At 67.4% G+C, this 23,885-nt stretch carries 16 protein-coding genes; 7 read left to right on the forward strand and 9 right to left on the reverse strand.

Going from position 1 to position 23,885, the window contains the following annotated elements:
* Window positions 1-100 precede the first annotated feature (100 nt).
* The gene (locus tag AC5RWO_RS02810; RefSeq protein WP_498729214.1) at window positions 101-1,777 is read left to right on the forward strand and encodes a LuxR C-terminal-related transcriptional regulator; all 1,677 of its coding nucleotides are present in this window, start codon (window positions 101-103) and stop codon (window positions 1,775-1,777) included.
* 13 nt (window positions 1,778-1,790) lie between these two features.
* Here AC5RWO_RS02810 and AC5RWO_RS02815 read toward each other — a convergent pair whose 3' ends face one another.
* From AC5RWO_RS02815 to AC5RWO_RS02835, 5 genes are all read right to left on the reverse strand, one after another.
* The gene (locus AC5RWO_RS02815) at window positions 1,791-3,686 is read right to left on the reverse strand and encodes an ABC-F family ATP-binding cassette domain-containing protein (protein WP_498729216.1); all 1,896 of its coding nucleotides are present in this window, start codon (window positions 3,684-3,686) and stop codon (window positions 1,791-1,793) included.
* A gap of 59 nt (window positions 3,687-3,745) precedes the next feature.
* Window positions 3,746-4,681 (reverse strand): 4-(cytidine 5'-diphospho)-2-C-methyl-D-erythritol kinase, encoded by a 936-nt coding sequence (locus AC5RWO_RS02820; protein ID WP_498729327.1) that lies wholly within the window; start codon window positions 4,679-4,681, stop codon window positions 3,746-3,748.
* A gap of 29 nt (window positions 4,682-4,710) precedes the next feature.
* Window positions 4,711-5,550, reverse strand: coding sequence for a 16S rRNA (adenine(1518)-N(6)/adenine(1519)-N(6))-dimethyltransferase RsmA (gene rsmA / locus AC5RWO_RS02825; protein ID WP_498729328.1), 840 nt, complete (start codon window positions 5,548-5,550; stop codon window positions 4,711-4,713).
* Between the two features lie 460 nt (window positions 5,551-6,010).
* On the reverse strand, window positions 6,011-7,147 hold the full coding sequence (locus AC5RWO_RS02830; protein ID WP_498729217.1) for a resuscitation-promoting factor: 1,137 nt from the start codon (window positions 7,145-7,147) through the stop codon (window positions 6,011-6,013).
* Window positions 7,148-7,484: 337 nt separating this feature from the next.
* The gene (locus tag AC5RWO_RS02835; RefSeq protein WP_498729219.1) at window positions 7,485-8,432 is read right to left on the reverse strand and encodes a TatD family hydrolase; all 948 of its coding nucleotides are present in this window, start codon (window positions 8,430-8,432) and stop codon (window positions 7,485-7,487) included.
* 115 nt (window positions 8,433-8,547) lie between these two features.
* Here AC5RWO_RS02835 and AC5RWO_RS02840 point away from each other — a divergent pair, with 115 nt between their 5' ends.
* From AC5RWO_RS02840 to AC5RWO_RS02850, 3 genes are read left to right on the forward strand one after another with little or no spacing between them, the layout of a single operon-like run.
* On the forward strand, window positions 8,548-9,627 hold the full coding sequence (locus AC5RWO_RS02840) for an AAA family ATPase (RefSeq protein ID WP_498729220.1): 1,080 nt from the start codon (window positions 8,548-8,550) through the stop codon (window positions 9,625-9,627).
* A 10-nt stretch (window positions 9,628-9,637) separates the two neighbouring features.
* A complete protein-coding gene (locus AC5RWO_RS02845; protein ID WP_498729221.1) occupies window positions 9,638-11,065 on the forward strand; it encodes a DUF58 domain-containing protein in 1,428 nt (475 codons plus the stop codon).
* Window positions 11,062-13,416: a transglutaminase TgpA family protein gene (locus AC5RWO_RS02850; protein WP_498729222.1), complete on the forward strand. Its 2,355-nt coding sequence runs from the start codon at window positions 11,062-11,064 to the stop codon at window positions 13,414-13,416. The genes AC5RWO_RS02845 and AC5RWO_RS02850 overlap by 4 nt, the downstream gene beginning before the upstream one ends.
* Window positions 13,417-13,605: 189 nt before the next feature.
* Here AC5RWO_RS02850 and AC5RWO_RS02855 read toward each other — a convergent pair whose 3' ends face one another.
* Window positions 13,606-15,093, reverse strand: coding sequence for an NAD-dependent succinate-semialdehyde dehydrogenase (locus tag AC5RWO_RS02855; RefSeq protein ID WP_498729224.1), 1,488 nt, complete (start codon window positions 15,091-15,093; stop codon window positions 13,606-13,608).
* Window positions 15,094-15,260: 167 nt separating this feature from the next.
* A complete protein-coding gene (rsmI, locus tag AC5RWO_RS02860; RefSeq protein ID WP_498729225.1) occupies window positions 15,261-16,127 on the reverse strand; it encodes a 16S rRNA (cytidine(1402)-2'-O)-methyltransferase in 867 nt (288 codons plus the stop codon).
* 244 nt (window positions 16,128-16,371) lie between these two features.
* Between rsmI and AC5RWO_RS02865 the strand changes: the two genes are divergently transcribed.
* Window positions 16,372-18,015 (forward strand): dolichyl-phosphate-mannose--protein mannosyltransferase, encoded by a 1,644-nt coding sequence (locus AC5RWO_RS02865; protein WP_498729227.1) that lies wholly within the window; start codon window positions 16,372-16,374, stop codon window positions 18,013-18,015.
* A 58-nt stretch (window positions 18,016-18,073) separates the two neighbouring features.
* Window positions 18,074-19,885, forward strand: coding sequence for an AMP-dependent synthetase/ligase (locus AC5RWO_RS02870; RefSeq protein ID WP_498729229.1), 1,812 nt, complete (start codon window positions 18,074-18,076; stop codon window positions 19,883-19,885).
* A 58-nt stretch (window positions 19,886-19,943) separates the two neighbouring features.
* Here AC5RWO_RS02870 and AC5RWO_RS02875 read toward each other — a convergent pair whose 3' ends face one another.
* Window positions 19,944-21,812, reverse strand: coding sequence for a TIGR01906 family membrane protein (locus AC5RWO_RS02875; protein WP_498729231.1), 1,869 nt, complete (start codon window positions 21,810-21,812; stop codon window positions 19,944-19,946).
* A 163-nt stretch (window positions 21,813-21,975) separates the two neighbouring features.
* Complete coding sequence (locus AC5RWO_RS02880) at window positions 21,976-22,968, reverse strand: stage II sporulation protein M (protein ID WP_498729233.1); 993 nt, start codon at window positions 22,966-22,968, stop codon at window positions 21,976-21,978.
* Window positions 22,969-23,059: 91 nt separating this feature from the next.
* On the opposite strand from AC5RWO_RS02880, the gene AC5RWO_RS02885 reads away from it, so the two are divergent.
* On the forward strand, window positions 23,060-23,863 hold the full coding sequence (locus tag AC5RWO_RS02885; protein WP_498729234.1) for an RDD family protein: 804 nt from the start codon (window positions 23,060-23,062) through the stop codon (window positions 23,861-23,863).
* Window positions 23,864-23,885: the final 22 nt, after the last annotated feature.

The following is a 23,885-nucleotide window of genomic DNA, read 5'->3' on the forward strand; positions in this document are numbered from 1 at the left end:
CGTATTCCTACAAGGATCGATCGATCCGGGCGCGCCGACATCGGTGCGTGCACCTATTTTCCAGCCCTTTCCTCCCCGCAGGCCGGACGTAAAATAGGTCATGGCTTCCACCCTGGAGCAGCTTCTCGAGGACGGCCGCGCCGCACTCGACGGCGGGGACTGGCGGGCAGCGCAGTCATTCTTCAGCCTGGCGCTTGAGTACGGGGCGACTGCCGAGGCTGCCTACGGCTTGGCCAGAGCCACTGAATGGGCCGGGGACTTCGAGACAGCCATCGGACTCTACGAAAAGGCCTTCACCCTGTTCCGCCGGCGCGGCGAATTCCGGCTTCCGGCACTGATCGCAGCCCGCGAGCTCAGCTTCCTGTACGACGCGGTCTACGCAAATACGGCGGCCGCGGACGGTTGGCTGGCGCGGGCTACCACCCTCATCAGCGACGCAGACAATTGCGTGGAGGCCGGGTGGGTGCAGCTGGCCCAGTGCCTTGGCACCCTCGACCCGGCCCAGATGCGCGCCCATGCCGCGGCCGCAACCGAACTTGGCCGGCGCTTGCGTGAACCGGACTTGGAGTTCTGTGCCCGCAGTTACGAGGGCCTGGCACTGGTTCTCGCCGGGCGCATCGGCGCGGGCTTTCGGCTCATTGATGAAGCCGCGGCCGCTGCCACCAGCGGCGAGGTCCGCGACTACCAGGCCGCCGGCGAAATCTACTGCAAGATGCTGCTCTGCTCGGAGCTGACCCTCGATGTCAGCCGGGCCCAGCAATGGATGGAGGTTGCTGCCGGTTTCGGCCACCACCAGCACGCGTCATGGGTGCCGGCGATCTGCGCGATGCACTACGGCGGCATCCTCACCGCCGCGGGCCGGTGGGCCGAGGCCGAGGACCGGCTCGTGCGCGCCATCGAAGATTACGACGGCGGCTTGCAGGCATTGCGCGGCGGTGCGGTAGTGCGGCTGGCTGACCTCCGACTACGCCAGGGCAGAGCGGAAGAAGCGGCCACCCTGTTGCAGGGCTACGAGTCGGATCCCGCCGCGGTCCAGCCGCTGGCCCGGCTCCGGCTGATGAACGGCGACACCGAGTCCGCGGCGGCCGTCCTGCGCCGGCGTCTCCAGGCGGCCGCCGGGTCTGTCCTGGTGGCACCGGAAATAGCGCTCCTTGCTGAGGTCTATTTGGCTGCACGGCGTCCGGACGAAGCGTCCGGTCTCGGCTGTGAACTGGGTGTTATCGCCGCAGCGACGGGCCTCGGGCAGTACGCCGCGCTGGCTGAGTACACCGTGGGGCTGTGCCGTCTGGCCACCGAAAGTACTGGCGGCGCCGGCGCCGGGGCGGCCAGTGTTGCCCGCGGACACCTGGAGTCGGCGCTGGTGGCTTTCGGTGCTGCCGGCCTGCCCCTCGAACAGGCCCGCTGCCGCGTGGCCCTGGCCAGGGCCGTGGCCGCAGGCCAACCGGAGCTTGCCACCGCGGAAGCGCTGACTGCTTTGCGGGACTTCCAGCAGCTCGGCGCTCATTACGACGCCGATGCAGCAGCCCAGACCCTCCGCTCTCTGGGGCACCGTTCCCAGCATCTCCCCCGCGCCGGCGGCCAGCTGACCACGAGGGAAGACCAGGTGCTCCAACTTATCGCCGACGGCTTATCCAATGGCCAGATCGCAGCGCGGCTATTTATCAGCAAGCGTACGGTGGAACACCACGTAGGGAGTATTCTCGCCAAACTGGGGTTCACTACCAGGGCTGAACTCCAGGCCTATGCAAGCCGTGGCCGCACAAATCAGCCCGCCTAGACCCTTTGAGTGCCTACTCGAGGACTTCGGACGCCTCGAGCCACTCCATCTCGAGTTCTTCCTGCTCGGCGCCGATCTCCTGCAACTTCTTGTTCAGCTCGGCAAGCTGCTCAAAGTCCGCGTCGGCCTTGGAACCGGCGGCCGTCATCTGTTCCTTGACCTTGTCCGCCTGCTGGGTCAGTTTGGTCAGCTGGCGCTCGATCCGGTTCAGATCCTTCTTGGCCTGCCGCTTTTCCGCCTCGCTGTGCGTCGAGGACGGTGCTGAACCGCCGGAACGGTGCTGGGCAGCGCCGTTTTCGCCGGCCGGAACCGTTGCGGATGCAGAACCGGCGGACGACGACGGCCCCACCTTCCCATCGCCTGCGGCCAGTGCTTCCTCCCGCAGTTCCAGATACTGGTCCACCCCGCCGGGCAGGCCGCGGAGCTTACCGTCGCCCAGCAGCGCCATCTGGTGGTCAGTGACGCGTTCGAGTAAGTAGCGGTCGTGCGAGACAACCACCAGGGTCCCGGGCCAGCCGTCCAGTACGTCTTCCACCGCCGCGAGCGTGTCAGTGTCCAGGTCATTGGTCGGCTCGTCCAGCATCAGCACGTTCGGCTCCCCCACCAGCAGTCGCAGTAGCTGCAGCCGCCGGCGCTCACCACCGGAAAGATCCCGCACGGGGGTCCATTGCTTCTCCTTGTTGAAGCCCAGCTGCTCTACCAGCTGACCGGCGGATACTTCCTTGCCGCCGACGTTGAAGACCTGGCGTTCACGCTGGATGACCTCGATGACCCGCAGGTCCGAGACGTCGTCCAGCTCGCGCACTTCCTGCGTGAGGATGGCGGTCTTCACGGTCTTGCCCCGCTTGGCCTTGCCGGAATCCGGTTCGATCTCGCCGTTGAGCAGCCGCAGTAGCGTGGTCTTGCCCGCGCCGTTTACCCCCACCAGGCCCAGCCGCTCGCCCGGCGCCAGCCGAAGGGTGATGTTGTCGAACAGGGGCCTGCCGCCGTCGTTCTTTGCCTCGGTGCCTTCCCGGGGCGGGGGCGTGTAGGAGATGTGTTCCAGATCCAGCACGTCCTTGCCGAGCCGGGCGGTGGCCACCTTGTTCAGCGCCACCGTATCGCGCGGTTCCGGCACGTCGGCGATCAGCTCGTTGGCCGCATCGATGCGGAATTTGGGCTTGGCCGTGCGGGCGGGTGCGCCGCGGCGGAGCCAGGCCAGTTCCTTCTTGACCAGCTGCTGGCGCTTGCTTTCGACGACGGCGTTCATGCGGTCGCGTTCGGCGCGGGCCAAGACGTAGGCCGCGTACCCGCCGTCGAACGGGTCCACGATGCCGTCATGGATCTCCCACGTCCGGGTGCACACTTCGTCCAGGAACCAGCGGTCGTGGGTGACCACCAGGAACGCGCCCTCGGTGGGACGCCAGCGCTCCTTCAGGTGCCGGGCCAGCCAGGCCACTCCCTCCACGTCCAGGTGGTTGGTGGGCTCGTCCAGCATGATGACGTCGTGGTCTTCGATCAGCAGCTTGGCCAGGGCCACGCGGCGCCGCTGCCCGCCGGAGAGCAGGGAGACCTTGGCGTGCCAGTCCACGTCACCGACGAGGCCACCCATGATCTCGCGGATGCGCGGGTTGGACGCCCACTCATGGTCCGCCTGGTCGCCGACGATGGCCTCGCCCACGGGCAGGTCGCCGTTGAGCACATCCTGCTGGTCGAGGTATCCGATGTTGACGTCGCCGCGCTTGGTCACGCGGCCCTCGTCCGGCGTCGTGCGCTGCGCGAGCAGCCGCATCAGCGTGGACTTGCCGTCGCCGTTGCGGCCTACCATGCCGATCCGGTCGCCCTGGTTCAAGCCGATGGAAACCGAGTCCAGGACGGTGCGGGTGGCAAAGGAGACGCTGATGTTTTCCGCGCCAAGCAGGTGGGCCAAGGTGATACTTTCTGTTGCTGTGTAGGTGAAGTTATCGGGGCGGGGCGGGCCGAGCCGGATCAGGCCATGATGCGCGCGCCGTGGACCGGGCCGTGGACGGGCAGCGCCGCCACGCCGGCGACGTCGGAGAGCCGCTGCGCAAGGTCCTCGGCTTCGAGCCGGTCCGCCACGAGGAACGCCAGCGTTGGGCCGGAACCGGAGACCAGTCCGGCCAGCGCGCCCTCGGCGACGCCCAGTTCAAGGATATCGGCCAGCTCCGGCGCGAGCGCCATCGAGGCAGCCTGCAGATCGTTGCCCACGGCGTTCGCCAGCGAGTCCACGTCCCCGGCATGCATGGCCTTCAGCACGGCCGGATCCACGCCCTCCGGCTCACTGGCCTCGAATCCGGCCTCTTCGCGCAACTGGTCCGCCATGGCGTAGACCTTGGGCGTGGACAGGCCGAAGCTGGCCGGCACTAGCACCCAGTTCATGTCCTTGCGGGCCAGCGCCGGCGTCAGCTGGTCCCCGATGCCAAGCCCGACGGCGACTCCGCCGAGGATGGCGAAGGGCACATCGGCGCCGAGGTCCGAGGCTATGCGCACAAGCTCTTCGCGGGAAAAGCCGGTATCCCACAGCGCACTGCAGGCGACCAGCGCTGCCGCGGCGTCGGCCGATCCGCCGCCCATGCCGCCGGCGATCGGCACGCGTTTGGTGATGTCCAGATGCACGCCGGTGGGCCGCTCGGCCATGGAGCGGATCAGCTGCGCGGCCTGGACAGCCAGGTTGGATTCGTCCAGCGGGATGTCGTCGAGCTCCAGCGGCAGTGTGGAGCCGTTGCGCACGCTCACGGTGACCCGGTCGTCGTCGCGCGCTGTGGCGGTGACTTCCTCGTAGAGCGACACGGCCAGATAGACACTGGCTACGGAGTGGTAGCCGTCCAGGCGCTGCGGGCCCATCCGGAAGGACACGTTGATCTTGCCCGGGGCCATTACCCGAACCGAACGCTTTCTGGACATGCTCATTGCCTCCTCCACCGGGTCTTAGCTCACGCCATCAAGGGCTGTTTGAATTCGGCAATCCGCGCGAAGGCCTGGACGTCCAGCACTTCGCCGCGCGCGCTAGGGTCCACGTTCGCCGCGCGCAGGGCATCCTCGGCAGCGGCCGGGCTGCCGGCCCAACCGGCGAGGGCGGCGCGCAGGGTCTTCCGCCGCTGGGCGAAGGCCGCATCGATCACGGCGAAGACTTCCTTGCGCGTTGCCCTCGTTTCGGGCGGCTCATGCCGGGTGAACTCCACCAGTCCGGAGGCAATTTTCGGCGCGGGCCAGAACACGTTCATGCCGATCACGCCGGCCTTGCGCATCTGCGAGTACCAGGCCGCCTTGACGCTGGGAACGCCGTAAATCTTCGAGCCCGGTTTTGCTGCGAGCCGGTCCGCCACCTCGTCCTGCACCATGACCAACCCGTGCTCCAGCGAGGGGAAATGCTCCAGCAGGTGCAGCACCACGGGCACTGCCACGTTGTACGGAAGATTGGCCACCAGCGCGGTGGGCTGCTGCGGCAGCTCGGTCACCCTCATGGCATCCGCAAGGACGACGTCGAGCCGGGAGGCTGCATCCGGACGGAGCCGGGCGGCGGTGGCCGGCAGCTTGGCGGCAAGTTTGGGATCAATCTCGACGGCGACCACATGCTTGGCCGCGTCCAGCAAGCCCAGCGTCAGCGAGCCCAGGCCCGGGCCCACCTCGAGCACGGTTTCCTGCGGATCGATATGTGCTGCGGCAACGATCCGGCGGATCGTGTTGCCGTCGATAACGAAGTTCTGTCCAAGGGTTTTGGTGGGACGGACATCCAGTTCGTCCGCGAGCCGCCTGATGTCGGCCGCCCCCAGCAAAGGTGCCGTACCCCCAGCAGCCGGGCGGCCGCCGTCGTCGTTCGCAGGCGTTGCCGCGCCCTCGCGGGTTGGCGACGCCGAGCCGTCGTCGGCCAGCCCTGAGGAAGAATTCGCTTCTGTCACTGTGCCATCGTAGCCGCTGATCTCTGCTGCACCTTAAACGCCGGGTGGCCCATGGCTGATCCCGGCCGGCCGCGGGGAGACCGGCAGCCAGCTCGTAACACGGCCCCATCGGCCCGAGCCGAGCGGGGCGGGAGCTTCAAGCCCATGGTTTGAATCGCCCGTCAGCATCCCCCTACGTCAGAGCGTTACTTGAACGCTAAAGCTGGGCAGAAGTGCCTAAACGTGGGTCCGAAGGTCCTGAACTGCGTCTCCGACGGCACTAGTAATGCACCTTAAACGCCGGCAGGACCCGGGTTCGCGCCCGGGTCCTGCCGATTGGGTGATGCTGCTGCGGTTAGAGCAGGCCCAGCTTGGCTGAGCAGGCCGGCCAGTGGCCCCAACCGCCGCTGCTGCGCAGGACCTCTGCGGTGGCAATCTGCTCGGAAGGGCTGGCCATGTGCGGCAGCGGGGCGTACTTGCCGCCGCCGGCGCCGATCCACGAGCTCTGGCTGAACTGCAGGCCGCCGTAGTAACCGTTGCCGGTGTTGATGGCCCAGTTGCCGCCGGACTCGCACTGGGCAAGGGCCTGCCAGGTGCCGCCGACGTTGGTGTTGTCGTTGCCGGAAGGAGCCTTGGGCTCGGGGGCCGGGCGTTCCTTGGTGCCGACGCTGACCTGCTCGGTGACCGGCTTGCGGGTGATCTCGTTGCTGACCAGCTCGCGCTCGGTTTCCTCGCCGTCCACCAGCACCAAGGCGTAGGTCTTGGTGCGTTCACCTGTGACGCCGGAGCGGGTGATCTCCTGCTCGCCCTCGTACATCGAGGAGTCCTTCTTCGTCTCGGTCTCGAACTCGATCGGCTCGGTGACCTCGATCTTCTGGTCCCGGTCGATGCGGGTGATCTTGAGCTTCAGCTTGTCCTTGATCTCCGTGGACTTCGGGTCGGAGAGCTCGTCGTCCTTGCCCAGCTTGATCTTCTGTTCCTTCAGCAGCTCACCGATGGTGGCCGCCGTCGTAATCTTCTTGTTGGTTTCGCCGTCCACCGTGATGGAAACGGTCTTCGGGGTGGTGATGGTCACCGTGCTCACGCTGGCCAGTTCGGCATCCAGCGGGGCGGAAAGTTCGGAATCCTCTTCGACGCCGAGCTCGTGGAGGAGGTCCTCAACGGTGGCGGAGGTGGAGTGCACTGTCTTGCTGGTGCCGTCCAGGGTCAGCTTGACCGGCTTGGCGGTGATGACCTGGATGCTGCTGCCGTCGGTGATCTCGGCGCTGGCGGACGGAGTGATTTCGTCCAGCTCGCCCACCTGGACATCGGCGTCGTTCAGGACGTCCTGGACTGTGCTGCCGAAGGTCGAGACGCTGCTGGCCTGGCCGTCAACGGTCAGGGTCACGGACTTGTTGTTGCCGACGAAGGCCACGAGCCCCAGCACGAGTGCAGTCATCACGATCATTTGCCCGGCAATTTTTACCCAGCGGTTCTTCAGTGCGTTTGCCACGGTACCCAACTTTTTTAACGTTTCCCGGGCACGGGGACTTGGACACGAGCAGTCGCGCGCCGAATCGCACGGCACGATGCTTTGTGCAGGCAGCACTAGACGAGAGGGTTTGGGCGTACGAACGGAACGTCCAACTTGCCTCAAGCGAGTGAATTCATGTCCGGTTGCCTTCCCCGACCCCGGCCATTAGCTCCCCACCGTAACCGAACCGTGATGCATCTCCAACTCGAGTTCGGCCAAAATCTCGTTTTGGTCTGGCCCGAACGTCCCAAGTCAGCCCCGGTGAAACGTCGGAAAACCGGGGCTGACTAGGAAAAATACTCCGGAGTAACTTAGCTCACAAAGTGCCGTAAATTTCTTCTGTGTTTTGTGACACCTCTGTGCATAACTGCGCCAGATCCTTGTCCAAAACGTCGGCCATGGCACGCATTGTGTAGGGAATCATGTAGCTCGCGTTGGGCCGGCCGCGGTAGGGATGCGGGGTGAGGAAGGGGGCGTCGGTTTCCACCAGCACCAGGCCTGGATCGGCGATGGCCAGGGCCTCGCGCAGGTCGCCCGCGTTCTTAAAGGTTACGGTGCCGGCGAAGGACATGTTCCACCCGTTCTCGTTGCAGATCCGGGCCAGTTCCGCACCGCCGGAAAAGCAGTGGAAGACCACTTTTTCGGGCGCTCCTTCCTCGCGCAGCACCCGGACCACATCCTCGTGCGCGTCGCGGTCATGGATCTGCAGCGCCAGGCCCAGCCGCTTGGCTATGTCGATATGCCGGCGGAAGGAATACTCCTGCGCCTTCAGGCCCTGCCCCTCCGTACGGAAGTAGTCCAGGCCGGTTTCGCCGATGGCCCGCACGCGCGGATGGGCGGCGAGCGCTTCGATCTCGGCGAGCGCATCTTCAAGCGTGCCGGCCTCCCCCAGTGCCGGCGCATCGTTGGGATGGAGTGCGACGGCGCCCAGCAACCTTGCGTCTGCTTCTACCGCTTCGATGGTGAACCGGGAGGACTCCAGGTCGCAGCCGACCTGGACGGCACCGCGGATGCCCAGGGCCTCCGCGGCGTCGAGTGCCTCCGTGACGCTGACCTGCACGTCGCCGTCGCGGAAATCCAGGTGCGTGTGGTTGTCCATCACCGGCACCGGCAGGGGTTCGGGCGCCGGCGGATACTGCAGCTGCCGCCGTCGTCCGCTGTTTTCCTCTTCGGCGCTGCGGGCGCGCCCTTCCGCCGGCTGCGGTGCTTCGGCGACATACGGGGCGGGCGTTTCTCCGGGCTTGACTGCGAGGTTGTTCGGCATGCTTCTAGGTTATCGCCGGCGCCCGAAAGAAACGTTTCAGGCCCTACCCTCCGGAAAGTTCTCCCAGTAGTGTTGGTACATCCGGCCCCGGGGGGAAGGCTAGCGGAAGGTTTCCATGGACATCCAGCAGCAGGCGGCAGTATCGGATCCCGCGCGGCAGGCAGGTGCCGGCGGGGCAACCGCTGCTGCGGGCACGGCCACCAACGGGCAGGTGATTAACGACGTCGGCCGGTTGCCGCTGGTGGACTTCCATGAGGCGTGCGGGCGCATCCTTTCGGCGATCAACACGGTGATCGACGGCAAAGAGGAAGCCGCGCGGCTGGCGCTGACCGTGCTGCTTGCCCAGGGCCACCTGCTGGTGGAGGACGTGCCCGGCGTCGGCAAAACCATGCTGGCCAAAACGCTCGCGCGCACCATCGACTGCAGCGTGCACCGCATCCAGTTCACGCCCGACCTGCTGCCCTCGGACGTCACCGGCGTCTCCATCTATAACCAGGACAAGCACAGCTTCGAGTTCCGGCCTGGGCCGGTCTTCGCCAACATCGTCATCGGGGACGAGATCAACCGCGCGTCAGCCAAAACGCAGTCCGCGCTGCTGGAATGCATGGAGGAACACCAGGTCACCGTCGACGGGCGCTCCTACCGGCTGGAGCCGCCGTTCATGGTGGTGGCCACCCAGAATCCGATCGAGATGGAAGGCACCTACCCGTTGCCGGAGGCCCAGCGCGACCGCTTCATGGCGCGGATTTCCATGGGCTACCCGGACCCGCGCGCGGAGATGGACATGCTGGAAAACCACCAGTCCACCTCCCCGCTGGCCGATGTCCGGCCCGTGGTGGGTATGGCGGACGTCCGCGCCATGGTGGCCACGGTGCAGGACGTCTATGTCTCCCCCGCGGTCAAGGAGTACACCGTCAACATCGGCCGGGCCACCCGCGAGCACCCCTACCTGCGACTCGGCGCCAGCCCGCGCGCGCTGCTCCAGCTCCTCCGGGCCGCCAAGGCCGCAGCCGCCCTGGACGGCCGGGATTTTGTGCTCCCGGACGACATCGCCTCAGTCTCCGAGGCGGTGATCTCGCACCGGCTGATGCTGGACCGCAAAGCCGTGACCGCCGGCGAGGACGCGCCCGGGATCGTGGCGTCGATCCTGGCCAAGGTTCCGGTCAACGGCGAATCCCGCCGTCCCGCTGTGTAGGTCAAGCGCCATGGACCGGTTCGGCTGGCTGCCCACCCGCTACGTGACGATGCGCGGCTGGGGACTGCTCGCTGCCGGCGTCGTCGCCCTGCTGCTGGCGCAGATCTTCGGCCGCCGCGACCTGCTGAGCCTGGCGGTTTTCCTCATCGCCCTCCCCCTGCTCGCTGCGGCCGTGATGGTGGTACTCAAGCCGCGCTTCGCCGTCGAACGCAAATTCCGGCCCGCCTCCGTGGAGACCGGGCTGATCACGCACGTGCAGCTCTCCGTCCGGCGCACCGGCAGCTTCGGCGGCATCGCGTATATGGAGGAGCAGCTGCCGCACCGGTTCGGCCGCTCCCCCACGTTCCGCTTCCCCGCGCGCTATCCGACGCGGACCGGCGAGAGTATCTACGAGTACCGGCTGCGCTCCGGCAAGCGCGGGATGTTCGGGATCGGCCCCGTCACCGCGGACTTCGAGGACCCGTTCGGGCTGGCCCGGCACCGGCATAACCTGGGCGAGGTTTCCGCGCTCATTGTCACGCCGGCGCCGGTGGAACTGCCGCCGACGTCGTTGACCGGCGCCCGCGGCACGGACGGCACCGCCAGCACCCGGCGGCAGGCGAACCCGAGCGACGACGACGTCATGACGCGCGAATACCGGCACGGCGATCCGATGCGCCGGGTGCATTGGGCGGCCACCGCGCGACAGGGCGAACTGATGGTCCGGCAGGAGGAATCCGTCACGACCCCGCAGGCCACCATCATTCTGGACCAGCGCGTGCACACGTTCGGCAGCGGCCTGCTGCCGTCGCTGTCCGCAGAGCACGACGGCGGAGAGCTGCTGCACAGTTCGCCCGCGTTCGAATGGGCGGTCACGGCGGTGGCGTCGGCCGCGCATGACTTCATCCAGCGCAACTACACCGTTCGGCTGCTCGACGTCCACGCCGAGCCCGGCCTGCTGCGCTCCCCCTCGGCACCGTGGCCAGAGGACGAAAGCTTCGTCGGCCCGGCCGGCTACCAGAACCTGGCGGAGGGCCTGGCCGCGCTGGGGCTCGCGGAGGACCCGCACCGCAGGTCGGACCGGCCGCTGCCGGGGGCGGAGACGTTCGGGGACCGGCTGATGGACAAGCTCGCCGCGCACAAGCTCAAGGGCCCGCTGCTGGCCCTGCTGGGCAACATCTCCGCCGCCGAAGCCCGCCTGCTGGCCCCGGCCGCCGAGTTCGGCTCGCACGCCTTCGCCATCCTGGTCACCGACCATCCGCACGACTCCTCGCCGGTGCTCGAGGCTCTGCGCAACGGCGGCTGGCGCGCGGTGGCGGTCAATGCCAAGGCTTCGCTGCCGGCGGCGTGGAGCTACTTCGACGCGCAGGCACCGGTCACGGCGTCCACCGCCCGGTCCGGCCCCGCCGCGGCTGGCCCCGTCCCTTCCCCGACCGCTTCCCGGGGAGGCCGGCGATGACCGCCACCCTGAACCGCGGACCGGGACACGGCGCCCGCTCCGGAACGCCGGAATACCTCGCACCGGACAACAGCTCACGACGGCGGCTCCCCACCGGCTCCGGGCCCTGGCTCATGTCCGCAGCAATCGCGGCGGCGGTAGTGCTCACCGCCGCCAACCTGAACGGCGTCATCGAAGGCTGGGCCTGGCTGGGCAATATCTTTTTCACAGTCCTCTGCATCGAAGCCGGCACGGCGCTGGGACGGGCACTGAACTGGCCTGCAGTCGCCGCCACGCTGCTGGGGCTGGCGGGCCTGGTTGGCTCCGTCACGCTGATGTTCTTCGCGTCCACGGGTTTCCTGGGCGTGATTCCCGGCCCGGGGACTTTCCGGGCCTTGGGCCCGATGGTCGACCAGGCGCAGGAGACCGTCATCTCGCAGGTGGCGCCCGTGCTCGCAACACCTGGCATCGTCATGGTCGCGTGTGTAGGTATCGGGCTGGTGGCGCTGCTCGTGGATACGGTGGCAGTCCCGCTGCAGATGCCTGCCACCGCCGGGGGCGGCCTGCTCGCCGTGCTGATGGTGCCGGCGATCATCAAGCCCAACAGTCTCGGAGCGGTGGGCTTCGTGGCAGCGGCCATCGGCTTCCTGCTGATCCTGGGCTGTGCACAATGGCTGGCCGGGGACGACCAGGCTCCCGCGGGTACCGTCCGGGCCGGGCAGTTCACCCGGGCCGCTTCCATCGGCGCCGCGGGCCTGGCCGTGACGCTGCTGCTGCCGCTGGCGATTCCTGGCTTCACCAGCGGGGCCTTTCCGCAGGGATCCCGGTTGAACTGGCTGGGCGCGCCCACCGGGCTCAATCCCATCGTGAGCCTGGGCGACAACCTGCGCCGACCCGGGGCCTTCGGCCGGATGACCTATGCCACCGATTCCGCGGATCCGCTGTATATCCGGTCCGTGACCCTGGAGAACCTCGCCGGCGCCCGCTGGCGGCCCACCGATTCCGACGGCGTGCAGCGCTCGGGGGTCGAACGGATCGGCACCCGGAGCACCCGCGAACTCATGGAGCGCGGCGAGGTGACCACCACCGTCATCAGCACAGGTTCCTTCACCAGTCCCTGGCTCCCGGCCCCCTACGCGCCCGCCGAAGTGGACGGGCTGAGCGGCAACTGGACCTGGGATCCGCGCACCCTGGCCATCCGCGGCACCGGCAACACCACCAGCGCGGACCAGGAGTACACGGTGCGCAGCGTCGAACCAGTATTGACCCGGGCAGGGCTGGAGTCTGCCGAGTCGATCGACGCTCCGGTGGTGGACGACATTTTCACCGAGCTACCCGACAGCATGCCAGACATCATCGAGGAAACCACCGCGGGTGTGCTCGACGGCCTGACCGAACCCTATGAGCAGGCGATGGCGATCCAGAGCTACCTGCGCGGTCCGGATTTCGTCTACTCGGAAGACGCCCCGGTTGACGGCGGCTACGACCAGAGCGGCTTCGACGTGGTGGGCGCCTTCCTGGAGGAGAAGTCCGGTTACTGCACGCACTACGCGTCGACCATGGCGATCATGGCCCGCACCGCCGGCATCCCCAGCCGGATTGCCGTCGGTTACGCGCCCGGTGATGAGACCGGCGAAGTTGTCGAGATGGACGGCCGGGAGCTGACCGAATACGAAATCGATTCCCGCGACGCCCATGCCTGGCCCGAGCTGTACTTCGAAGACCTCGGCTGGGTGGCGTTCGAGCCGACGCCGGGGCGCGGCGCCGTGCCTGACTATGCGCAGGCGGATGTCGGGCCCGTGCCGAATCCGGCGGAGGAAGAAAACCTTAATCCGCGTGCCGGCCCAACGCTGCCGTTGCCCTCGGCCGGCGCCGATCCGGAAGCCGGAACCGGCACCGAGGCCGAAAGCCTGGCGCCGCGGCTCTGGAGTGCAGCCGGCGCGGCCGCCCTGCTGCTGGCCCTCTTGTCCCCGATGCTGCTGCGCACCTCGCGCACCCGGAAGCGCCGCACCCAGCTGCTGGCGCCGGCCGTGCCGGAACGCCAGTCGGCCCTGCTCGCTTGGGAGGAGACGCTCGACGTCGCCGCGGACTACGGAGCGCCGTCCGCGCCGGAGGAATCCGCCCGGGCCTTCAACCACCGGCTGGCTGCCAGCGGCGCCCTCGACGGCGAGCCGGCGGCAGCTCTGGAACGGCTGCGCACTGGATACGAACACGCTGCCTACGCCAATCCGCAAACCCCTGCCCGGCCGCCGGTGACCAGCCGCCGGTGGGAGGACGTAACGGCCGTGGCCGGGCAGCTCAAGGCCAGAAGCTCCTGGCAGCAGCGCCTGCTGGGACGGTTCCTGCCGCAGTCGCTCTTCCGCCGCCGGTGACACCTAGTTGCCCGTCGGGCGCTAACGTGTGGCCGAGCTGCCACGGAATGGCAAAGTAGCCCAAACCAGGGTGAAATCCGACCCGTAAATGGGCGCCCCGCCGTCGTCATTGTTGGTCTTGAAGGTAGAGGCAGTTAAACCGCAGCGGGGCGGCAGGCCATCCGGCCTGCCGCCCCGCTGTCGAACAGGTTAGAGCTGGTCCGCGTACGGATCGGCGATGCCGACGTACTGGGTGTAGAGGTATTCCTCGATGCCCTCGGAGCCGCCTTCACGGCCGAGGCCGGACTGCTTGACGCCACCGAACGGAGCGGCCGCGTTGGAGATGACGCCAGCGTTCAGGCCGAGCATGCCGGTCTCCATCTTTTCGCTCACGCGCAGGCCGCGGTTGAGGTCCTTGGTGTAGACGTAGGCAACCAGGCCGTACTCGCTGCCGTTGGCCAGGGCCACGGCTTCGTCCTCATCGCGGAACGTGACGATCGGAGCCACCGGGCCGAAGATTTCCTCGGCGAGGATGCGCGACTTCGGCGACACGTTGGTGAGCACGGTCGGCTGGTAGAAGTAGCCGGGGCCGTCCACAAAAGCGCCACCGGTCACGGCGGTTGCGCCGTGGGAGATCGCGTCCGTGACGAGTTCGTGCACTCCGTCGCGGGCCTTGCCGTCGATCAGCGGGCCCACCTTGGAGTGCTCCTCGGTGCCGCGGGCCGGGGTCAGCTCGGCGATGCGGGCGGCGAACTTCTCGGCGAAGGCCTCGGAGATGGTGTCCTGCACGATGAAGCGGTTGGCTGCGGTGCAGGCCTCGCCCATGTTGCGCATCTTGGCGGCGAGCGCGCCTTCGACGGCCTTGTCCAGATCGGCGTCGTCGAAGACCACGAACGGGGCGTTGCCGCCGAGCTCCATGGAGGTGCGCAGAACCTTGTCCGCCGAGTCGCGGATGAGGGCCTGGCCCACCGGGGTGGAGCCAGTGAAGGAGAGCTTGCGCAGACGGTCATCCTTGATCAGCGGTCCGGTGACCTTGCCGGCGGTGGACGTCTGGATGACGTTCAGCACGCCCGCAGGCACACCGGCCTCAATCATGACCTGGGCGAAGAGCAGGCTGGTCAGCGGGGTCAGGGTGGCGGGCTTGAGGATGGCCGTGCAGCCTGCGGCGATCGCCGGGGCGATCTTGCGCGTGGCCATGGCCAGCGGGAAGTTCCACGGGGTGATCAGCAGGCAGGGGCCCACCGGCTTCTTCTGGACGAGCAGGCGGTTCTTGCCGTCCGGGGCGGCGGCGTAGCGGCCGTTGACGCGCACGGCCTCTTCGGAGAACCAGCGGAGGAACTCGGCGCCATAGGCAACCTCGCCGCGGGCTTCGGCCAGGGGCTTGCCCATTTCCATGGTCATCAGGAGGGCGAAGTCTTCGGTGCGCTCGGTGACGAGCTCGAAGGCGCGGCGCAGGATCTCGCCACGTTCGCGCGGGGCGGTCCTGGCCCAGTCGGCCTGGGCTGCTGCGGCGGCATCCAGTGCGGCGGCGCCGTCCTCGGGCTGGGCGTTGGCGATGGTGAGCAGGACCTTGCCGGTGGCGGGATCCTCAACGTCGAGCGTCTGTCCGCCGGCGGCGTCGCGCCACTCGCCGTTGATCAACAGACCTGTGGGAACCTTGGCGAGCAGTTCTGCCTCGCGGGTTGCGGTGTCACCCATAGCGGTGCCTCCAATTTTTCAGCATTGAATCGACGGGCGAGCTGCCCAACTGCTTTTACGGTAGGTGTTGGCGCTCACGGCTGTAAATGCAGGACTGCACTAGGTCGCTTTATTACGCCTGTGCAGGTGTACAAGGGCGATTAGTTCGATGGCTCGGCCGGACCAGGTCAGGAGCGCGCGGCCAGGACGGCCGAGTAGAGCTCGCGCTTGCTGATTCGCGCGTCCGCTGCGACCGCCGCGACGGCGTCCTTCAGGCGCGAACCTTGGCTGATCAGTTCATTCACTGCTGCAACATGGTCTTCGGCCTGCTGCGGCTCTGCATCCGGAGCTCCGGCAACAACGACGGCGATTTCACCGCGCACCTCGGAGGACTCGGCCCACTCCAGCAGCTCGCGCACCGGACCGCGGAGCACTTCCTCGTGCAGCTTGGTCAGTTCGCGGCAGACCGCCACTCGCCGGTCCGGCCCGAACGAGGTGTCCAGCGCCCGCAGCATCGGCTCGAGGCGGTGCGGCGCCTCGAAGAACACCATGGTCCGCTTTTCGTCCACCAGGTCGGAGAGTCTGGCGCTGCGCTCCCCTGCCTTGCGAGGCAGGAAGCCTTCGAAGGTGAAGCGGTCCGTTGGCAGGCCCGACAGAGCAAGGGCCGTCAGCACTGCCGACGGCCCCGGGATGGCGGTGACCACCACACCGTCCTCTACGGCGGCTTCGACCAGGCGGAATCCCGGGTCCGACACTGCCGGCATGCCGGCGTCGGTCACCATGATCAGGGTCTTGCCGCCGCGGATGAGCTCCAGCAGTTCGGCGGTCCGGGTGGCTTCGTTGTGCTCGTGGTAGCTGATGATTTTCCCGGAGGCGGTGATGCCCAGGGCATGCAGGAGCTTGTGGAGCCGGCGCGTATCTTCCGCGGCCACAATGTCCGCGGTCTGCAGCAGCTCCACCAGGCGGGTCGAGGCATCCCCGATGTTGCCGATGGGCGTGCCCGCCAGCACGATTTGTCCGCGGCCCGCGCTATCCGGCTTTTCCTGCTCATTCACAGGACAACCCTACCGCCCCGCCACGAGAAGCGAGCCGGCAGAGTGCTTGATTGACGGTCGGCTTGGACACTTTCGATCCCCCGCTCACCCAAGAGGCAGAACCTTCACATGTGCACAATGGCGGCGATTCCCAGCCTCGGTAGATAAGGTCTGTATGTGGCTTCATTGAACAGTCAGTCCTGCCCACAGCACCCACGGGGTCGCACTACCCCGACGCACACCCAGCAAGTTACCCGCGGGTAACATGTTCGCCGTGACCCAGACTACCAGCCAGCGACAGCAGGAACCGGAGCGCCCGGCGCACTGGCTTCAGGCGCCGGCGCATGCTTTCAAAGAAGACGTGCTGAAGCGGCGGCTGCTGGGCGCGCCCATAGTCTTCGGGATCTGGGGCTGGCTGGTCCCCGTGCTGGCCGCGGCGATCGGCGGGATCCTGCGCTTCTACCGCTTGGGCGAACCCAGCTCCCTCGTTTTCGACGAGACCTACTACGTCAAGGATGCCTACTCCTACCTGCAGTCCGGCTACGAGCGGGAGTGGCCCGAAGACGCCAACGATTCCTTCAACGCGGGCAACCCTGACATCCTGCTGGACTCCCCCGAGTATGTGGTTCATCCGCCGGTGGGCAAGTGGATGATCGCGTTCGGCATGTGGCTGTTCGGCTCGGACAACGGCTTCGGCTGGCGCTTCGGCGCGGCGCTGGCCGGCACACTGTCCATCCTGATGATCGCGCTGATCGCCCAGAAACTGTTCAAGTCCCCCGTCCTGGGCGGCGTCGCCGGTCTGCTGACCGCCGTCGACGGCCACCATCTGGTGCATTCACGCACCTCGCTGCTGGATATCTTCCTCACGTTCTGGGTGGTCGCGGCGTTCGGCGCGCTGCTGCTGGACCGCGAGGACGGACGACGGCGGCTGGCCGGCAAAGTGGCGGCTCTCGCCGGGCCGTCCGGGGTACCTAATAAACTGCAGTTGCTCTACGGCCCGTTCGTGTTGTGGCGGCCGTGGCGGCTGGTGGCCGCGGTCTGCATGGGCCTCGCCGTCGGCACCAAGTGGTCCGCGCTGTCCTTCGTCGCGGTGTTCTGTGTGATGGCCGTGCTGTGGGATGTCAATGCCCGCCGGATTGCCGGAATCCGCGGCTGGATCTCCGGCGGGGTCTTCCGCGATGGCGTACCCGCGTTCTTCACCATGATGCCGCTGGCGGCCGCTACCTATCTGGCTACATGGACGGGATGGTTCCTGTCCGAAGACGCCTACCACCGGCAATGGGCCCGCGACAACGCCGGCGGTATCTGGGGCTGGGTGCCGGATCCGCTGCGCTCCCTCGCCGAGTACCACCGCAGCGCCTATACCTTCCACAACGGGCTGGATTCCGAGCACCCATACCAGTCCAACGCCTGGACTTGGCTGTTCATGGGCCGGCCCACCTCCTTCTATTACCACTCGGATGAAAACGGCGTGAACGGATGCGCCGTCGACACCTGCTCCACTGCCGTGACCGTGGTGGGCAACCCGCTTATCTGGTGGGCCGCGGCGCTGGCGCTGATCGCCATCGCCTTCGCCTGGCTGGGCCGCCGCGACTGGCGCGCCGGCGCGGTCCTCGCCGGCGTGGCCGCGGGCTACCTCCCGTGGTTCCTGTTCCCGGACCGCACTACGTTCTTCTTCTACGCCATCTCCTTCCAACCGTTCCTGGTCCTGGCCCTGACCTATGTGCTCGGAATGTTCCTAGGCAGGCGGACCGATCCGGTCTGGCGGCGCCGCCAGGGACTGGTAGTGGTCGGCGGGTTCATCATTGCCGTGCTGCTGGTTTCGGCGTATTTCATGCCGGTCTGGACGGCAGAGCAGATCCCCTACGATCAGTGGCGGTGGCGGATGTGGATGCCCAGTTGGGTATGAGCAGACGGGCCGGTCAACAGGAAACCCGGGCAACACCAACGAGGAAAGCGAGAACGCGGTGCGCGAAGCGTCAACCGAACTGCTGGAGCGCATGCCGGACGGCTCCAACATCACGGACATTCTCATGGCGCGGCACAAGCGCAACCCGCAGCATGCCCTCTATGCCGTGAAGCGGGCCGGTGTGTGGACCGATGTGTCCGCCGCCGAACTCCTCGGCCAGGTTTCCTCGCTGGCCAAGGGACTGATCAACGCCGGTATCCGGCCCGGGGACAAGATTGCGGTGATGTCCAAGACCCGCTTCGAATGGACCGTGGTGGACCTTGCGGGCTGGTTTGCCGGCGCCGTGGTGGTTCCCATTTACGAGACGTCCTCGGCGCACCAGGTGCAGTGGATCCTCGCCGATTCCGGCGCCAAGCTCGTCTTTGTGGAGGACGAGTCCAAGGCCGCCGTCGTCGGTACGGCCATGCAGGAGTTGCCCGCCTCCCTGCCGGTCTGGACCATGGCCGGAGCCAACCCGGGCCTGGCCGAACTCCGGGCGCAGGGCGCAGCCGTACCGGATGAGGAGCTGGAGCAGGCCCGCACCTCGCGCACGTTGGAGGATGCGGCGTCGTTGGTTTACACCTCCGGCACCACGGGACGCCCACGCGGCTGCATCATCACCCACGGCAACTTCGCCGAGCTCGCCCTGAACACCACGGAGTTCCTGCCCGCCATCCTCAAGGAGCCGGGCGCCAAGTCGCTGATGTTCCTGCCGCTGGCCCACGTCCTCGCCCGCGCCGTCCAGGTCATCTGCCTCGCCGCCGGCGTGAAGATGGGCCACACGGCGAGCATGGCCAACCTGATCGATGACCTCCGCACGTACAACCCCACCTTTTTGCTGGTGGTGCCGCGTGTGTTCGAGAAGGTCTACGCGTCCGCCAGGCAAAAGGCGCACGACGACGGCAAGGGCCGGATCTTCGACGCCGCGGCCGACACCGCCGTCGCCTATTCGCGGGCGGCCGACGCGCGGGACCGCGGCACCGGCTCCGGCCCGGGCCCGGTCCTGAAGCTCAAGAACGCCGTCTTCGACAAGCTGGTCTACGCGAAGCTGCGCGCCGTCTTCGGCGGCCAGGTCGGCTTCACGGTCTCCGGCGCGAGCGCCTTGAATCCGCACCTGGCGCACTTCTTCACGGGGATCGGCATTCCCGTGCTCGAGGGCTACGGGCTGACCGAGTCCACCGCGCCCGCCGCGGTCAATCTGCCGGGCCGCAACCGGATCGGCACCGTCGGCCTGCCGCTGCCGGGCACCACCATCCGCATTGCCGATGACGGCGAGGTGCTGATCAAGGGCATCGGCATCACCCCCGGCTACCACAACAACGACGACGCCAACCGGGAAAACTTCACGGACGGCTTCTTCCGGACCGGCGATCTGGGCACAATCGACGACGACGGCTTCCTCACCATTTCGGGGCGGAAGAAGGACCTGCTGGTCACGGCCGGCGGCAAGAACGTGGCCCCGGGTCCTTTGGAGGATGCGCTGCGGGAGCACCAGCTGGTGTCGCAGGCCGTGGTGGTCGGCGAAGGGAAGCCTTTTGTTGCCGCGCTGCTGTGCCTTGATCCGGACGGCGTGGCCGCCTGGTGCAAGTCCCGGTCCCGGAACGGCCTCAGCGCTGCCCAGGCCGGTTCGGACCCGGCGGTGCTGGCGGAGCTGCAGTCCGCGGTGGACCATGCCAACAAGCTGGTCTCGCGCGCCGAGCAGATCCGGAAGTTCACCGTGCTGCAGCAGGAACTGACCGAGGCCTCCGGCCACATGACGCCGTCGCTGAAGCTCAAGCGGACCCAGGTCATCGAGGACTTCACCGCGGACATCGACCGCCTCTACAGCTGATCTGACGGCGCGGCTGGTCCGGCGCCCCGCCGTGCTTGCTGTACGGGGCGCCAGATACTTAGAAGTCTTCGCGCAGGTCCTGCAGGTAGCGGGCCCGGGCAGCGGCGAGCTTCTCGGAGCTGCGTTCCCGCCGGGACTTGGTCGGCCAGGTGAAGGCCAACACCAGCGAGGACACCATCAGCACCAGCACCGCGATCACGATGCCAGCGTCCATCCAGAACTGGGCGGGGAACAGCCGGATCAGCGTGTCGTCCACAAAGAACGTCCACGTACCGTCCGCGAAGAAGACCCCGTGGAACGCGGTGAAGAAGCCCTGCCAGTTCAGCGCGCCCAGCACGCCGAGCACGATGATCAGGATCAGGGTGGCGGCAGAGCCGGCAAACAGGCCGCGGCGGATGCCGCCGGGATACTTGCGCGCCAGGTAAATCACCGCGAGCACGCTCAAGACCAGCATGACCGCTCCGGCAATCCACGCACCCATGATCACGGTCTTCACGTCCGCCATGTGCCCGACCTCGCTGTCGAGGAACAACTGGTCCCCGTCCGGCCCCACCAGCCCGCCGAGGTAGCGCGGCCCGGCCCAGTTCAGCAGGTAATCCACCGCGTACGAGCCGTAGGTCATCCGGTCCTCGGTGCTGAACCCGAAACTGTCCGCGGGGAACCCCGGCCGGTGGTACTCGATCCACAGGAACAGCGGCGTGCACACTGCGCGGATTGCCCCGATGATCAGCAGGAACGGAAAAAAGACGGCCAGCATGACCTGCAGGATCCGGCCCGCCGGCGGCTTCGCATTGACGGCCTCCTCGCGCTCGGCAGCCCGGCGCTCCACATCCGAAAGCACCGGCCGGTTCGGTTTCGAGGCGGCCTGCTTCCCGGCGGCATGCTTGGCCCCGGGCCCGCTGCCAGCTCCCTTGGCAGCTCCGCCTTCGGCCCCGCCCACAACCGCGGACGACGCCGCTGCTGCCGCCACCGAGGTTGCGCCGCCACCTTTATCTCCGGGACGGGTGCGGGTCTTCTCCGCCCGCACTGTCTCGGCTGGGCTCGACAGCCATTCCGACGCCCCATCCGCCCCGGGGTTCGCACGGTTCGGCTCCGGGTCCGGTCCGGGGTTCGGCTCCGGGTTCGGTCCGGGGTTCGGCTCCGGGTTCGGTCCGGGGGCCGGCTCTGTTGAAGACTGCATGTCTTCCTGCTGTTCGTCCTGTGGAGCCGGCGACCCAGCGGAGTCGGGCGGGACCGCGGCTGTTGCGTTGCTGGGCGAAGCCTTGCTATCCGCGGGTGTCGCAACCGTCGGAGCCACCTTCGTCGAGGGAGCAGCTTCATCCGCAGACACCGGGTCCGCCGAGGGAGCCGCGCCGTCAGGGGATTCTAGCTCTGCCGGGGCAGCCGCGCCGACAACCCGAGCGGCCCGCGGCTCCGGCTCCTTCCCATTCTTTGACTCTTCGATACTGGTGGAGCCTGTCCGCGGCTTGGCTGGCGCCGGTCGATCTGCTCGGGGCTGTTCTGCTCCGGAGTGCTCTGTCGCTATCCGATCTGCTCCGGGCTGGCCCGGCTTCGGGGAAGCGTCGGCCTGCGCCGAGTCAGTCGGCTTGGGGGCTGGACTCCCCCAGCCGGGGACGGCGTCCGGTTTGAAGCGCGAGGCAGCGGGAGCACCGCCGTCGCTCTTCCCATTGGAAGCGCCGCCGTCGTTCTTCGGTGAGGAGGCACCGCCGTCGTTATTCTTTGCCGTGCCGCGGGATTCCTTGTTGAAGGCGCTCAGATCGGGCAAGCGGCTGGCCTTGCGCATCGGCAGCCGGTTGGACTCGTCAAGGAACCGGCCGCTGGCCGGGACCGGAGGCGCGGGCACCTCGATGGGGTCGCTGTCGGTATCCGGCGTACGGTCCGTACGGGGGTTCTCAATGTTGCCGGAGATCCGGTCCTCGCCTGCCACGTTCTCCCTCTTTCCTCGCGCTCGCCACATCTGTTAAAGACAGTACCGCCGGGAGCGTTCCGGCCGCGGATGCCACCCCGACGGCACCCGATGAGTCGCCTCGTTACCGGCGGCTCCGGCGTGAGCGTCCTCAGTGCTGGCCGGACCCAGTTCACGGAGCAGCTCAGTTCGTCCGGGCGACTTCGCCGGCGTCGAAGCGGCCCAGGTCGCCGCGTTCCCCGGCGTTGTAGGCGCGCCGTCCGAGCACCAGAGTATAGGTCCAGTACGCGGCAAGCACCAGCGCGCCGATGCCGATGCGGACCCAGTGCGGCAGGTCGCTCGGCGTCACAAAGCCCTCGACGAGGCCGGAGATGAACAGGACCAGCACCAGTCCCAAGGCGACGGTGATCAGCGAACGGCCTTCCCTCGCGAGCGACGCGGCGCGGGTCATCCGGCCGGGCGAAACCCAGGACCAGAAGATCCGCAGGCCTGCGGCGCCGGCGATGAAAATGGCGGTCATCTCCATCAGGCCGTGCGGCAGGATGTAGAGGAAGAACGTGTCCAGCTGGTCGTAGGCCGCCATCATTCCGCCGGCCATGCCCACGCCCTGGGCGTTCATGTAGAGCACGTACGGCACCCAGAGACCGGTCACGCCGAAGGCCACGCACTGGGCGGCGATCCACGCGTTGTTGGTCCAGACCATGCCGGCGAAGGACGCGTTGGGGTTTTCCTTGTAGTAGTTGACGAAGTCCTCTTCGACGTACTGGCGCAGCTCTTCGTCGGAGCCGATGGCCTTGATGACCTCGGGGTTGCCGGTGACCCAGGCGCCGAAGAGCCAGGACACCAGGATAAAAACGACGCCGATGATCACCGTCAGCCAGCGGATCCGGTAGAACGCGGCGGGCAGCGAGAGCACAAAGAAGCCGGCAACATCCTCCGCGAAGTTGGAACGGGCGCCGGTGAATTTGGTGCGTGCGCGGGACAGCCGTGTGGAGAGCGCGCCGGAGAGCTGGCTTTCGGGCGCGATCGAGCGGATCATCGACAAATGCGTGGAGGTGCGCTGGTACAGCACCAGCAGCTCGTCGGCTTCCTCGCCGGTCAGGCGGCGCTTCGCGCTGAGCTCGTCCAGGCGTTTCCAGTCATGCTGGTGCACCGCGGTGAAGGCATCGATATCCACCCCTCCAGCCTATCGGTCCACGGCCGCGCGGGTGCTGGGTTGGGTGACCGGGTGCTCGGTCGGGCCACCGGTTGCTCGGTAGAGTGGTGGCATGAGCAACATCGTCACGGGCGAGGCCGTGGTCCTGGAACTGCGTCCGGCGTCGTTCGGAGTGCGCGCGCTGAGCTCGATGATCGATTGCATCATCAACTTCCTGCTGCTGATCCTGACCACCGCGTTCCTGGCGGAGACCGTGCAGATCGGCTTCGACCCCGCGGCGGCGCAGGCCCTGGTGCTGACCATGGTGGTGTTTTTCCTGGTCATCGTGCCCGTGACCCTCGAGACGCTCACCCGCGGCAAGTCGATCGGCCGCCTGATCATGGGACTGCGGATAGTGCGCGACGACGGCGGTTCCATCCGCTTCCGGCATGCCTTGATCCGTGCGCTGGTCGGCGTGTTCGAGCTGTACCTGCTGCTCGGTTCCGTGGCGTTCGTCGTCGCACTCTTCAATGACCGGTCCAAGCGGCTGGGCGATCTGCTTGCCGGGACCTACAGCATGCGCGAACGGGTGGGCGTCATCCCGCAGGAACTGCCGCACATTCCGCCGCAACTGGTGCCGTGGGTGAAGCTGACCGACATGGGGCGGTTGCCGGAGCCGCTGGCGCGCCGGATCTCCCAATTCATCGTCCAGTCGCCCAAGATGATTCCGGCCTCGCGGGAACGGCTGGCGATCGATCTGGCGAACGAGACTTCGGGCTTTGTTTCTCCTCCGCCGCCGGCCGGTACCGCGCCGGAAATGTTCCTCATCGCGGTCATGGCCGAACGCCGGGAACGCGACTTCGCCCGGCTCAGCCGCCAGTACGAGCGGTCCCAGGCCCAGAGCAAGCGGCTGCACTCGCTCCCGTTCCAGGACTGAACGGCTTCGGTTCCGGACCCAC

This window comes from Arthrobacter sp. B055-34 (genome assembly GCF_059090425.1).

Coding starts and splice junctions, on each gene's coding strand:
- AC5RWO_RS02835 (WP_498729219.1), bottom strand. CDS start 8,432: ATGCCGAACAACCTCGCAGTCAAGCCCGGAGAAACGCCCGCCCCGTAT.
- AC5RWO_RS02840 (WP_498729220.1), top strand. CDS start 8,548: ATGGACATCCAGCAGCAGGCGGCAGTATCGGATCCCGCGCGGCAGGCA.
- AC5RWO_RS02810 (WP_498729214.1), top strand. CDS start 101: ATGGCTTCCACCCTGGAGCAGCTTCTCGAGGACGGCCGCGCCGCACTC.
- AC5RWO_RS02845 (WP_498729221.1), top strand. CDS start 9,638: ATGGACCGGTTCGGCTGGCTGCCCACCCGCTACGTGACGATGCGCGGC.
- AC5RWO_RS02855 (WP_498729224.1), bottom strand. CDS start 15,093: ATGGGTGACACCGCAACCCGCGAGGCAGAACTGCTCGCCAAGGTTCCC.
- AC5RWO_RS02885 (WP_498729234.1), top strand. CDS start 23,060: ATGAGCAACATCGTCACGGGCGAGGCCGTGGTCCTGGAACTGCGTCCG.
- AC5RWO_RS02850 (WP_498729222.1), top strand. CDS start 11,062: ATGACCGCCACCCTGAACCGCGGACCGGGACACGGCGCCCGCTCCGGA.
- AC5RWO_RS02865 (WP_498729227.1), top strand. CDS start 16,372: ATGTTCGCCGTGACCCAGACTACCAGCCAGCGACAGCAGGAACCGGAG.
- AC5RWO_RS02820 (WP_498729327.1), bottom strand. CDS start 4,681: ATGTCCAGAAAGCGTTCGGTTCGGGTAATGGCCCCGGGCAAGATCAAC.